The following is a 14,668-nucleotide window of genomic DNA, read 5'->3' as shown; positions in this document are numbered from 1 at the left end:
TTGTCGCGGGAGCGGTTGTTGCGGGTGTGGCGGCCGAAGGCGGCTGCTGTTCATCATCTGCACCGGGCGACCGCGCATCTTCCGCTGGCGATGTTCGTGGTGTTTTCTTCCAGTGCTGCTGCGTTGGGCAGTGCTGGGCAGGCGAATTATGCGGCGGCGAACGCGTATTGCGATGCTCTGGTGGCTGCCCGTCGGGCTGCTGGTCTGCCCGGTGTGTCGATCGGCTGGGGGCCGTGGGCCGATACCGGCGGGATGGCCGGCCGGCTGACCGGCACCGACCTGGCACGCATGGCACGCACAGGGGTCGGGGCGCTCTCCAGTGAACAGGGACTCGCGCTCTTCGACGCCGCCTGCGACAACGGAAAGCCACACCTCCTCGCCCTCAACCTCAACACCCGTGCCCTCGCCGCGCAGGACGACGAGGCACTGCCCGCCGTGCTGCGCGCGCTCGCCGCCGGAGCGCGCGGCTCCGCCGGAGGACCCGTCCGGCGCACCGCCACCACCGCCGGTGCGGAGCCCGAGGACTGGGGCAGTCGGCTGGCGGGGCTGTCGACGGGGGAGCAGCACCGGGTGCTGCTGAATCTGGTACGCGGCCATATCGCGACCGTGCTCGGACACTCCGATCCCGAGGCGGTCCAGGTGGACGCGTCGTTCAAGGACCTGGGGTTCGACTCACTGACCGCTGTCGAGCTGCGCAACCGGCTGGGCACAGCGACCGGGCTGCGGCTGCCCCCGGCGCTGATCTTCGACTATCCCCGGATCGGGGATCTGGCCGACCAACTGCGGCAGCGGGTCGCCCCGCCGAACGGCGGCGCGGTGGCGGTGACCGACGTGGCACCGGTCCTGGACGAGCTGGCCCGGCTGGAAAGCACGCTGGACACCGCCGATCTGGACGAAGGAGACGCCGGGGCGGTCACGGCCCGGCTGGAGGCCCTGCTCGCGGACTGGAGGGCGGCCAGGACGCCCTCCGACGTCGGCACCGCGACGCACAAGCTCCAAGCCGCCTCCGCCGACGAGCTCCTCGACTTCATCGACAACGAACTGGGCGCGTCATGACCGTCCCGGCGTACCAGGGCCGAGCATCGAGCGAGAGGACCGGGTGAACCCGGATGGCGACCGAAGAACAGTTGGTCGAATATCTCAAGCGTGTCACCACCGACCTCCACGAGACGCGCCGGCGCCTCCGCCAGGCCGAGGAACAGGCGCAGGAGCCGGTGGCCGTCGTCGCCATGGCCTGCCGCTTTCCCGGTGACGACCGGGACATCACCTCGCCCGAGGCACTGTGGGACCTGGTCGCCTCCGGCACGGACGCGATCGGTGACTTCCCCGCCGACAGGGGCTGGGACCTGGAGGGTCTGTACCACCCCGACCCCGACCATCCCGGCACCAGTTACACCCGCAAGGGCGGCTTCCTCTACGACGCGGACCAGTTCGATCCGGGCTTCTTCGGCATCTCCCCGCGCGAAGCCATGGCGAGCAGTCCGCAGCAGCGGCTGCTCCTGGAGTGCGCGTGGGAGGCGATCGAGAGGGCGGGCATCGACCCCCACTCCCTCCAGGGGACCCGGACCAGTGTGTACGCGGGCACGGCCACCACCGGGGACGGCTCGAAGAGCGGCACCTCGCAGGCGTCCGAGGGGTACGCGGGTAACGCCCCCAGCCTGTTGTCGGGCAGGATCTCTTACACCCTGGGGCTCGAAGGCGCCGCGGTGACCATCGAGACGGCCTGCTCCTCGTCTCTCGTGGCCATCCATCTGGCGGGCCAGGCGCTGCGGCAGGGCGAATGCTCCCTCGCGCTGGCGGGCGGAGTGACCGTGATGGCGACACCGGAGGTCTTCACAGGCTTCTCCCGGCAGCGCGGTCTGTCGCCCGACGGCCGGTGCAAGGCGTTCGCCGCGTCCGCCGACGGCACGGGATGGGGCGAGGGCGTGGGGCTCGTCCTGCTGGAGCGGCTCTCGGACGCGCGGCGCAACGGCCACCCGGTGCTGGCGGTGGTACGCGGCTCGGCCGTCAACCAGGACGGGGCGAGCAACGGCTTCACGGCGCCCAACGGCCCCTCCCAGCAACGGGTGATCAGGCAGGCGCTCGCGGACGCCCGGCTGTCGGCCTCCGAGGTGGACGCGGTGGAGGCGCACGGCACCGGCACCGTCCTCGGCGACTCGATCGAGGCGGACGCGATCATCGCCTCCTACGGCGGTAGCCGCCCCGAGGGGAGGCCGCTGCTGCTGGGCTCCGTCAAGTCGAACATCGGGCACACCCAGGGCGCGGCGGGTGTCGCCGGTGTGATCAAGATGGTGATGGCGATGCGGCACGGTGTGCTGCCCGCCTCCCTCCACATCGAGGAGCCCACCCCGCATGTGGAGTGGGACACCTCCGCGGTCCGGCTGCTCACCGGGCCCGAGCCGTGGCCGGAGACCGGTGGGCCCCGCCGGGCCGGCGTCTCCTCGTTCGGCATCTCCGGCACGAACGCGCACGTGATCCTGGAGGAGGTACCAGAACCCGCGGACCCGCAACCGGTACCCCCCGGGCAGGACGCCCCTGCCGCCGCCGACACCACCCGCGTCGTGCCCTGGGTCGTGTCGGCCCGCAACGGCCCCGCCCTGCGGGCGCGCGCACGCGAGCTGGCGGACCATGTGACGCGGCGCCCGGACACGGCGGTCGCGGACGTGGGCCGGTCACTGGCCATGACCCGGTCGGTGTTCGAGCACCGGGCGGTCGTCCTCGGGGCCGAGCGCGGCGAACTGACGGCGGGCCTGGAAGCCTTGGCGGCCGGTGAGGTACATCCCGCGCTGACCGGCCCCGGTGACGTGGTGGGTGCGGAGGAGACTGCGCCGGTGCTGGTGTTCCCCGGGCAGGGATCGCAGTGGGCCGGGATGGGAGCCGGACTGCTCGACTCCTCCCCGGCGTTCGCGGAACGAATCGCCGACTGCGAGCGGGCTCTGTCGCCCTACGTGGACTGGTCGCTGAGTGAGGTCCTGCGGGGCGACGGGGCCGATCTGGCACGGGTCGACGTGGTACAGCCGGTGCTGTGGGCCATGATGGTCTCCCTCGCGGCGGTCTGGGCCGAGCACGGAGTGGTGCCCGGAGCGGTGATCGGCCACAGTCAGGGAGAGATCGCGGCGGCGTGCGTGGCCGGGGCGTTGAGCCTTGAGGACGGCGCGAGGATCGTCGCGGTGCGCAGCGAGGCGCTCCGTCAGCTCTCCGGGGGCGGGACCATGGCTTCGCTGGGCGTGGGCGAGGAGGCCGCCGCCCGACTACTGGGCCCGTACGCGCCCGACGCGGTGGTGGCAGCGGTCAACGGGCCATCCTCCACGGTCGTGTCCGGACCACCCGAAGCCGTCACCGCCGTGGTGGCCCAGGCCAAGTCGGAAGGGCTGCGGGCCCGGCTGATCGATGTGGACTACGCCTCGCACGGACCCCAGGTCGACCGGATCACCGACGAACTGGCGGAGAGTCTGGCCGGGATACGGCCGCAGGCCACGCACACCGGCTTCTACTCGACCGTGACCGGCACCCGTGTCGACACCTCCGAACTGGACACCGGCTACTGGATCACCAACCTGCGCCGCCCCGTACGCTTCGCCGACGCGGTCGACGCGCTGCTGGCCGAAGGGCACCGCGTTTTCATCGAGGCCAGCCCCCATCCGGGTCTGGCCGTCGGCTTGCAGGAGTGCTTCGAGCAGGCGGACACCACCGCCACCGTCGTACCGACGCTCCGCCGTGACCAGGGTGGTCCGGACCAGGTGACGCGCGCCGTGAGCGAGGCGTTCACAGCGGGGGTCCAGGTCGACTGGAGAACCTGCTTCGGCGCCGGGGACACCCCGCGTGCCATGGCGATGGTGGAACTGCCCACGTATCCCTTCCAGCGCCGGCGGTACTGGGACGAGAGCGTCACCGGGCAGACAGGCGACCCCGCCGGGCTCGGGCTGACGGCCGCCGGACACCCCCTCCTCGGTGCCACCGTCGATGTCGCCGAGGCCGGCACCCGCATTCTGACCGGCCGGGTCTCCGCGTCCGGCGCCACCGGCTGGCTCGCCGACCACCAGGTCGCAGGAACACTGCTCATGCCGGGATCGGCACTGGTGGAATGGGCGCTGCGGGCCGCCGACGAGACCGGCTGCGAGGAGGTCGAGGAACTGACGCTGCAGGCACCGCTGGTGCTTCCGGCGTCCGGAAGTGTCCGTCTGCAGATCGTCGTGGGCGCCGCGGCCGATGACGGACGGCGCGACATACGTGTCTACTCGCAGCACGACGGGGACGGCCGGGAACCGTCGGCGGACGGCGGATGGCTGTGCCACGCCGCCGGCACGCTCAGCCCCGCAGCACAGGCGCCGGCCGAAGGACTGACCGGCGCCTGGCCGCCACTGGAGGCACGGCCCGTCGGTCTCGACGGCTTCTACGAGCGAGCCGCCGAGGCGGGCTACGGCTACGGCCCCGCCTTCCAGGCCGTGCGTGCCGCGTGGCGGCACGGGGACGACCTGCTGGCCGAGGTGGCACTGCCCGAAGCCGCGGGACAACCCGGTGGATTCGGCATCCACCCCGCACTGCTGGACGCGGCCCTGCACCCGGCACTGCTGGGCGAGCAGTCCGATGCCGGGGACGGACCGTGGCTGCCGTTCGCCTGGAGCGGTGTGTCCCTGTGGGCCACCGGCGCGACCTCGGTCCGCGTACGGATCACGGTGACCGAAGAGGGTGAACGGGGCGGGCGCGCCCTGCGGATCACGGTGGCCGACACGGACGGAGCGCCGGTTCTCGACGCAGCGTCCGTGATCCTGCGCCAGGCCGACACCGAAAGCCTGCGGGCCCTCGCACGGGCCGATGCCCAGGGTCTGTTCACCTTGGAGTGGACGCCGCTGCCCGCGCCGGCCGGAGCGGTGGGCGAGGAGCGGGCCCCGGCCCATGACGGCGGCTGGGTGGTGTTCGGAGCGCAGGCCACGGACGCGGACGTAGACACGCACCCGGACGTGAACGTGAACGTGAACGCGAACGTGAACGCGAATTTGGACACGGACCCGGTGGCCGGTGCGTACCACCCCGACCTCTCCGCGCTGCTGGCCTCGCTGGACGCGGACGAGCCCGTCCCGGCCACCGTGCTGACCCGGATCCCGGAGGCGGGCGGTACGGCTGGGGACGGCCTGGCCACAGCGCAACGCGCGCTGCGGCTGGTGCAGGACTGGCTTGCCGAACCGAGGCTCGCCGACAGCCGGCTGGTGTTCGTGACCCGGGGTGCCGTCGTGGCCGGTGACGACCGACAAGACACCGGCGGCAGTGTGGACATGGCCGCCGCCGCGGTGTGGGGTCTGGTGCGGGGCGCGGAGGCCGAACACCCTGACCGGTTCGCCCTCCTCGACCTGGACCCAGCCGCCACGGAACCGGTCCCGGACCGGCAGATCCTGGACGCCGTGACCCGGGCGGCGACGGCGGGTGAGTCGCAGGCCGCGCTCCGGGCGGCCCGCGTCCTCGTACCGAGGCTCACCCGTACGCGACGGCGGGGAGAACCGGCCGACGGGCCGGGCACCATCGCCGCACTCGACCCCGACGGCACCGTCCTCGTCACCGGGGGAACCGGAACGATCGGCGGCCAGGCCACCGAACACGCCGTACGCACCTGGGGTGTACGGCACGTGGTCCTGGTCGGTCGGCGCGGGCCGGAGGCCCCGGGCGCCGCCGAACTGACCGCCCGACTGACCGCACTGGGCGCCCGGGTGCGGGTGGTGTCCGCCGACGTCGGCGACCCCGCGGCGGTCGCCGCGCTCGTCGCCGGGATCGACCCCGCCCACCCGCTGACCGGAGTGATCCACGCCGCCGGAGCGCTGGACGACTCGATGATCGTCTCGCAGTCGGCGGAGCGCCTGGAGCGGGTCTGGAAGGCCAAGGCCGCGGCGGCCCTGAACCTCCACGTGGCCACGGCGGAGCTGCCTTTGGCGCTTTTCGTGACGTTCTCCTCGGCCACCGGTGTCGTGGGCAACGTGGGTCAGGCGGGCTATGCGGCGGCCAATGCCTACGTCGACGCGCTGGCCGCCCACCGCCGGGCCGAGGGCCGGTGCGCACTGTCCGTGGCCTGGGGTCTGTGGGAGCGGACCAGCGAACTCACCAGCCATATGACCGAGGGTGACCTGGCACGGTTGCGCCGCTCAGGCTTCTTCCCGCTGCCGACGCCGCACGCGCTGGAACTGCTCGACGCCGCCTGCCGACCGGAACACTCCCTGGTGGTGGCCGCCGGCATCGACGTACGTGGCGTGGTGAACGCCGAGGTGCCGGTGATGCTGCGCGCGCTGACCGGCCGGACGAACCGGCCGGCGGCCGGTGGAACGGCGGAGGAGGACCAGGCATGGCCCTCGGAACTGTCGCTGCGGCTGGCTGGACTGGACGAGGCGGGACGGCTGGAGGCTGTGACGGACCTGGTGCGCGGCTGCGTCGCCGCCGTGCTCGGCTACGGGTCCCCGGCCGAGGTACGGACCGACGCCCCTTTCAAAGACCTCGGCTTCGAATCCGTGACCGGCGTCGAACTGCGCAACCGGCTCTCCACGCTCTGCGGACTGCGCCTGTCGGTGGCCCTCGTGTTCGACTACCCGACCACCGAAGCGCTCGCCGCGCATCTGTGCGCGCGGCTGACCGGACGGCGCTCCGCCGTGTCGGTGGGCACCGCGGGACCCGCGTCCTCCGGTGCGGACGAACCGGTGGCGATCGTGGCCATGGCCTGCCGCTACCCGGGCGGCGTACGGTCGCCGGAAGAGCTGTGGGACCTGGTGTCCCGAGGCAGGGACGCCATGGGCCGGTTCCCGGACGACAGAGGCTGGGACCTGGCCGGGCTCTTCCACCCCGACCCCGACCACCCGGGCACCAGCTACGCCGACCAGGGCGCGTTCCTGCACGACGCCGCAGGCTTCGACGCGGACTTCTTCGGCATCAACCCGCGCGAGGCCCTGGCCATGGACCCCCAGCAGCGGCTGCTCCTGGAGACCTCGTGGGAGTTGCTGGAACGCTCGGGCATCGGGCCCGCGACCCTCAAGGGCAGTAGGACCGGGGTGTTCGCCGGTGTCATGTACCACGACTACGCGACCGGACTCGGGCACGGAGCCGACGGCAGGCTGGAGGGTTACGCCATGCTGGCCGGCTCCGGCAGCGCCGCCTCGGGGCGTGTCTCGTACACGTTCGGTCTGGAGGGGCCGGCGGTGACGGTGGACACGGCGTGTTCGTCGTCGTTGGTGGCGATGCATCTGGCGGGTCAGGCGTTGCGTCAGGGGGAGTGTGATCTGGCGTTGGCGGGCGGGGTGACGGTGATGGCGACGCCGAACACCTTTGTTGAGTTCTCGCGGCAGCGGGGGCTGGCTGTGGATGGTCGGTGCAAGCCGTTCTCGGCGGCGGCGGATGGCACCGGGTGGGGTGAGGGTGTGGGGCTGGTGCTGTTGGAGCGGTTGTCGGACGCGCGGCGCAACGGTCATCGCGTGCTGGCGGTGGTACGGGGCTCCGCGGTCAACCAGGACGGCGCCAGCAACGGGATGTCCGCGCCGAACGGCCCCGCCCAGGAGAGGGTGATCGGACAGGCGCTGGCGAGTGCTCGGTTGACTCCTGATGAGGTCGATGTGGTGGAGGCGCATGGCACGGGTACGACGCTGGGTGACCCGATCGAGGCGGGGGCGCTGCTGGCCACGTACGGCCAGGACCGTCCGGCGGACCGCCCGCTGTGGCTGGGGTCGGTGAAGTCGAACATCGGGCATACCCAGGCGGCGGCGGGTGTGGCGGGTGTGATCAAGATGGTGATGGCGATGCGGCATGGAGTGCTGCCCGCCTCCCTCCACATCGATGAGCCGTCGCCGCACGTCGATTGGGAGTCGGGGGCGGTGTCCCTGCTGACCGAACCGGTGGAGTGGCCGGACAGCGATGACCGCCCGCGCAGGGCGGGAGTCTCCTCCTTCGGCGCCTCGGGAACCAACGCCCATCTAATCCTGGAGCTGGCTCCCGAGGAGGTGGTGGAAGCGGAGCAACCGCCCGAGGAACGGTCCGGGGCAGTGGTGCCGTGGGTGCTGTCGGGGCGCGGTACGGAGGCGCTGCGGGGGCAGGCGGTGGCGCTGGCCGAGTGGGTGTCGGCCGATCCCTGGGCGCGTCCCGCGGATGTGGGGTGGTCGCTGGCCACGAGGCGGTCGGTGTTCGAGCGGCGTGCGGTGGTGATCGGTGAGGGCCGTGCGGAACTGCTGGCCGGTCTGGAGGCGCTGGCTGCGGGGGAGCCACATGGAAGTGTGGTGTGCCCTGATGCCCCGGCGTCCGTGTCGCATGCTCGGCCGGTGCTGGTGTTTCCGGGGCAGGGTTCGCAGTGGGTGGGGATGGGTGCGGAACTCCTCGACTCGTCCCCGGTGTTCGCGGGGCGGATCGGTGAGTGTGAGCGGGCTCTGTCGGCGTATGTGGACTGGTCGTTGGTGGATGTGCTGCGGGGGGACGGGGCGGAGCTGGTTCGGGTTGATGTGGTGCAGCCGGTGTTGTGGGCGGTGATGGTGTCTTTGGCGGCGGTGTGGGCCGGGCATGGTGTGGTTCCTTCGGCGGTGGTGGGTCACAGTCAGGGTGAGATCGCCGCGGCCTGTGTGGCCGGGGCGCTGTCGCTGGAGGACGGCGCGAAGGTTGTGGCGCTGCGGAGCAAGGCGCTCCGGCAGTTGGCGGGCCGGGGTGGGATGGCGTCGCTCGGCGTCACGCCGGAACGGGCTGAGGCGTTGTGCGAGGGGCGGCCCGGGGTGAGGGTGGCCGCGGTCAACGGGCCGTCGTCCACGGTTGTGTCCGGGCCGCCGGAAGCGGTCACCGCCGTGGTGGCCCAGGCCAAGTCGGAGGGGCTGCGGGCCCGGCTGATCGACGTCGACTACGCCTCGCACGGACCGCAGATCGATGAGATCACCGGGGAACTCCATACCGTCCTGGCGGGCATCCAGCCGCGGTCGGCGACGGTCGCCTTCTACTCGACCGTCACCGGTGGCCGTATCGACGGCACGGACCTGGACACCGAGTACTGGGTCACCAATCTTCGGCGGCCTGTCCGTTTCGCCGATGCCGTCCGCGCTCTGCTGCAGGACGGGCACCGGATCTTCATCGAGGCCAGTCCGCACCCCGTCCTCACTCTCGGTATGGAGGAGACCTTCGAGGCCGCCGCCGTCGAGGCCACCACCGTTCCCACGCTCCGCCGTGACCGGGGAGGGCGTACGCAGCTCGCGCACGCGCTGGCGCAGGCGTTCACGGCCGGGGCCCGGGTCGACTGGACCGCGTGGCTGCCCCCCCGCCCCGCCCTCGACCTGCCCACCTACGCCTTCCAGCACCAGCGCTACTGGCTCGACGCCCGGACCAGCGGACCCGAGGACCCCGCAGGGCTCGGTCTGCTCCCCGCCGGGCACCCGGTGCTGGCCGCCACCACCCGGCTGGCACACACGGAAGCACATCTGCTCACCGGGCGACTCACCCACCGCGGCCAGCCCTGGCTCGCCGATCACCGCGTTCTGGACACCACCCTGGTGCCGGGTGCGGCGCTGGTGGAGTGGGCCCTGCGCGCGGCGGACGAGGCGGGCTGCGGGCTGATCGAGGAACTGGCCCTCCAAGCGCCCCTGATGGTTCCTGAGCAGGGGGGCGTACGGGTCCAGGTCGTGGTCGGCGCCGCCGACGCCGACGGGCGGTGCGAGGTCTCCGTCCACGCCTGCCCCGACGAGGACGGTGGCCCGTCGGACGCCGCGCGGCCGTGGGTGTGTCATGCGCGAGGCGTGCTCGGCCCCGCCACCGCTGCCCCCGGCGAGGAACTGCGGGGAGCATGGCCGCCGGCCGGCGCCCACCCCCTGGACGCCGAAGGCTTCTACGAGCGCGTGGCCGCCGCCGGATACACCTACGGGCCCTCGTTCCAAGGGTTGCGCGCCGTGTGGCGGGACGGCGACGCGCTGCTCGCCGAGGTGGAACTGCCGGAGGCCGCCGGGGACCCCGCAGGTTTCGGTGTGCACCCCGCCCTGCTCGACGCCGCACTCCAGCCCGCCCTCCTCTTCGGGGACCCGGCGGACGGGAACAGCCCCGAAGGAGTGTGGCTGCCGTTCACCTGGAACGGGGTCTCCCTGTGGGCCACCGACGCGAGCACCGTCCGAGTACGGATCACCCCGGCCTCCGACCCCGGCACCGGCGATGGCGAGGCGGATGAGCGCGCGGTACGAGTGACGGTCGCCGACGCGGTGGGCGCGCCCGTGCTCACCGCCGAGTCCGTCGTCCTGCGCGCCGCTGACCCCGAGCGGCTCCGGGCCGCGCGCGGTGACGACACCGACGGTCTGTTCACGCTTGAGTGGACACCACTGGCCGCGCCGGACACCGCGTCCTGCCGGGCAGCGGTGGGTGAGGGCGCCTGGGCGATCCTGGACGCACGTCCAGGAGCCGATGGCCCGGCCGTGCCGTCCGGCATGGCCCGTTATCCGGACCTGGCCGCCCTCTCCGCCGCGCTCGACGCGGGCGAACCCCTCCCGCCCGTGGTGCTGACACCGCTCACGACAGCGGGCGTCGACGGTCTTCGCGCGGCCGGGGAGGCCCTGGCTCTCGTCCGGACCTGGTTGGCGGAGCCCCGGTTCGGCGCCGCCCGTCTGGTGCTCGCGACCAGGGGCGCCGTGACCGCGGACGACGCCGACACCGGACCTGACCCGGCCGCCGCCGCGATCTGGGGCCTGGTGCGCAGCGCCCAGTCCGAGGAGCCGGACCGGCTGGTCCTGCTCGACCTCGGCCCGCAGGACGAGCCGGCCGACGACGCCGTGCACCAGGCGGTCACCGGGGCCGTGGGCGCGGGCGAGCCCCAGGCGGCACTCCGGGACGAGAGCGTCCTGGTGCCCCGGCTCGTCAGGGCACCCACCCCCGGAGCCCCCGTCGGGACACCGGCGCACACAGGCGCGTGGCGGCTGGAGTCGGGGCCGACGGCCACCCTGGAGGACGTGCTGCCGGTACCCGCTCCGGAGGCCGATGAGCCCCTCCGAGCCGGGCAGGTGCGGATCGCGGTGCGCGCCGCCGGGGTCAACTTCCGTGACGCGCTGGTGAGTCTGGGCATGGCCCCCGGCCAGACCGGAATCGGCAGTGAGGGCGCGGGCGTGGTGACCGGGACCGGGCCCGGCGTGACCGGGTTCGCGCCGGGGGACCGGGTCATGGGCCTCTTCGAGGGCGCGTTCGGCCCCGTGGCGGTCGCCGACGCCCGGATGCTCACGGCGATCCCGCCCGGCTGGGACTGGCGGACGGCGGCGGCCGTGCCGGTGGTGTTCGCCACCGCCTGGTTCGGGCTCGTCGACCTGGCGCGGCTCCGGCCCGGGGAGTCGGTCCTGGTGCACGCGGCCACCGGCGGCGTGGGCACGGCGGCCGTGCAGATCGCCCGCCACCTCGGAGCCGAGGTGTACGCGACGGCCAACCCCGGCAAGCAGCACGTACTGGCGGAGATGGGCATCGACGAGGCGCACCGTGCGTCCTCCCGCGACCTCGGCTTCGAGGACACCATCCGCCGCGCGACCGGCGGCCGGGGCGTGGACGTCGTGCTCAACAGCCTGACCGGCCCCTTCGCGGACGCCTCGCTGCGCCTGCTGGGCGAGGGCGGTCGCTTCCTGGAGATGGGCAAGAACGACATCCGCGACGCGGACGAGATCGCGGCGCGCCACCCCGGCGTGCGGTACAGGGCCTACGACCTCGTCCCCGACGGCGGCCCCGACCGCATCGGGCAGATACTGGCCGGACTCACGGAGCTGTTCGCCACCGGCGAGCTGCACCCGGCCCCCGTACGGGCATGGCCGCTGGCCCGGGCCCGGAGCGCCCTGCGCTGGCTCGGCCGAGCCCGGCACATCGGCAAGGTCGTGCTGGAGATGCCCGCGCCACTGGAGCCGGACGGCACCGTACTGATCACAGGTGGCACCGGCACCCTCGGCAGCCGCCTCGCCGAACACCTCGCCGGAGCCTGGGGTGTACGGCATCTGCTGCTGGTCAGCCGCCGGGGCCCGGACGCACCCGGCGCTCGGGAACTGGCGGAGACACTGGCGGGGCTGGGGGCCCGGGCGCGGATCGTGGCCGCCGACGTCACCGATCCCGCAGCGGTCGAGAAGCTGGTCGCCGGCATTGGCACGGAGCATCCGCTGACCGGTGTCGTCCATGCGGCCGGAGCGCTGGACGACGGAGTGATCGCGGCGCAGTCGCCTGAGCGGCTGGCACGGGTGTGGGCGGTCAAGGCCACCGCGGCGGACCATCTGCACGCGGCGACCGCGGATCTGCGGCTGGGCATGTTCGTCCTCTTCTCCTCCAGTGCGGCGACCCTGGGCAGCCCAGGGCAGAGCAACTACGCGGCGGCCAACGCCTACTGCGAGGCGCTCGCCGCGCGCCGCCAGGCGGCCGGTCTTCCCGCGGTGTCGGTGGGCTGGGGCCTGTGGGGTGAGTCCAGCGGCATGACCGGGCAGCTCACCGGGACGGACCTGGCCCGTATGTCCCGCACCGGCGTCGGCGCCCTGACCACCGAGCGCGGTCTGCGCCTGTTCGACGCCGGCTGCAGGCACGGCGAGCCGCACCTGCTCGCCGTCGACCTCGACATCCGCGCACTGGCCTCCCTGCCCGCCACGGAACTGCCCGCGCTCCTCCGCGCGCTGACGGGTGAGAGCGCGGTACGCAGGACCGCCGCCACGGGCGGCCTCGCGGCGGCCGACTGGGACAGCCGGCTGGCAGGGCTGTCGGAGGAGGAACAGCACCGCGTCCTGCTGGATCTCGTACGGACGCACGCGGCGGCCGTGCTCGGCCACGCCGGAGCCGAGGCGGTGCGGGCCGACACCCCGTTCAAGGACGTGGGCTTCGACTCGCTGACAGCGGTGGAGCTGCGCAACAAACTCGCCACCGCCAGCGGACTGAGGCTGCCCGCCACCTTCGTGTTCCGGCATCCGACGCCTGCGGCAGTCGCCGAGTATCTGCGGGAGGAACTCGCACCACCGGCCACCGGGGACGACCCCGCGCGACCCGTCCTGACGGAGCTGGAGCGACTCGAAGCGGCCATGGCGTGCTTCACGGCCGACGACGACACCCGCGGCCGGCTCGTCAAACGCCTGGAAGCCCTGGTGTGGAGGCTGGGCGACCGCACAGGGGAGGGCGACGGAAGCGTGGACGGCGCGGCACTCGACTCCGCCTCCGACGACGAACTGTTCGCACTGATCGACAGGGATGTGCCTTCCTGATGGGGACCGAGGAGCAAGCGATGGCGGGCACGGAAGACAAGCTTCGCCACTATCTGAAGCGGGTTACCGCCGACCTCACACAAACCCGACAGCGGCTGCGTGAGACGGAGGACCGGCAGCGCGAACCCGTGGCGATCGTGGCCATGGCCTGCCGCTACCCGGGCGGTGCGGGCTCCCCCGAAGAGCTGTGGGAGCTGGTCGCCTCGGGCCGGGACGCGATCAGCACCTTCCCGGCCGACCGGGGCTGGGATCTGGAGGGGCTCTACGACCCCGACCCCGACCACCCCGGCACCAGCTATGTGCGCGAGGGCGGCTTCCTGTACGACGCCGACCGCTTCGACGCGGGGTTCTTCGGGATCAGCCCGCGCGAGGCGATGGCGATGGACCCGCAGCAGAGGCTGCTGCTGGAGGTCTCCTGGGAACTGTTCGAGAGGGCCGGTATCGACCCCGCCACGCTGAGAGGCAGCGCGACCGGTATCTACGCCGGGGTCTCCAGCCGGGACTACATGACCCGTATGCCGAACGTCCCCGAGGGCTTCGAGGGGTACGCGACCACGGGCACCCTGACCAGCGTGGTCTCCGGCCGGGTGTCGTACACCTACGGCCTGGAGGGGCCCGCGGTGACGGTCGACACCGCGTGTTCGTCGTCGCTGGTGGCCATGCATCTGGCGGCGCAGGCCCTCCGCCAGGGCGAGTGCACGCTCGCGCTGGCCGGCGGTGTCACCGCGCTCACGACCCCCACGGCCTTCGCCGAGTTCTCCCGGCAGCGGGGGTTGGCCCTGGACGGCCGCTGCAAGTCCTTCGCCGCCTCGGCCGACGGGACCGGATTCTCGGAGGGGGTGGGGCTGGTGCTGCTGGAGCGGTTGTCGGACGCGCGGCGTAACGGTCATCGGGTGCTGGGGGTGGTGCGTGGCTCGGCGATCAACCAGGACGGTGCGAGCAACGGCCTGACCGCGCCCAATGACGCCGCGCAGGAAAGGGTGATCCGCCAGGCGCTGGCGAGCGCTCGGTTGACTCCTGATCAGGTCGATGTGGTGGAGGCGCATGGTACGGGGACGACGCTGGGTGATCCGATCGAGGCGGGTGCGCTGCTGGCGACGTACGGCCAGGACCGTCCGGCGGACCGCCCGCTGTGGCTGGGCTCGGTCAAGTCGAACGTCGGTCATACCCAGGCGGCGGCGGGGGTGGCGGGCGTCATCAAGATGGTGATGGCGATGCGCCACGGACTGCTGCCCGCCTCGCTGCACATTGATGAGCCGTCGCCGCACGTCGACTGGGACTCGGGTGCGGTGTCCCTGCTGACCGAACCGGCGCGCTGGGAGAGCACGGAGCGCCCGCGGAGGGCTGCTGTGTCGTCGTTCGGGATCAGTGGGACGAACGCGCATGTGATTCTGGAGGAGGCGCCGGGCGAGCCGGTACCGCCCGAGGCCGACGAGGGTGGTCGTGTGGCCGGGGTGGTGCCGTGGGTGGTGTCGGGGCGTGGTGAC

The 14,668-nt window shown here is 72.9% G+C and carries 3 protein-coding genes; all 3 read left to right on the top strand.

Annotation, left to right across the window (positions count from 1 at the left end; genetic code table 11):
- Positions 1-1,056, top strand: coding sequence for a KR domain-containing protein (locus ACIOKD_RS41660; protein ID WP_402093678.1), 1,056 nt, complete (start codon positions 1-3; stop codon positions 1,054-1,056).
- A gap of 53 nt (positions 1,057-1,109) precedes the next feature.
- Positions 1,110-13,181: an SDR family NAD(P)-dependent oxidoreductase gene (locus ACIOKD_RS41655; RefSeq protein ID WP_402093677.1), complete on the top strand. Its 12,072-nt coding sequence runs from the start codon at positions 1,110-1,112 to the stop codon at positions 13,179-13,181.
- 20 nt (positions 13,182-13,201) lie between these two features.
- On the top strand, positions 13,202-14,668 hold a 1,467-nt coding region (locus ACIOKD_RS41650; protein WP_402093675.1), incomplete at its 3' end, for a type I polyketide synthase.

Source organism: Streptomyces sp. NPDC087844, assembly GCF_044742785.1.
In the GTDB taxonomy this organism is placed as follows: Bacteria; Actinomycetota; Actinomycetes; order Streptomycetales; family Streptomycetaceae; genus Streptomyces.
Note: the sequence above shows the minus strand (reverse complement) of the source record. Positions and strands in the feature narration are given on the sequence as shown.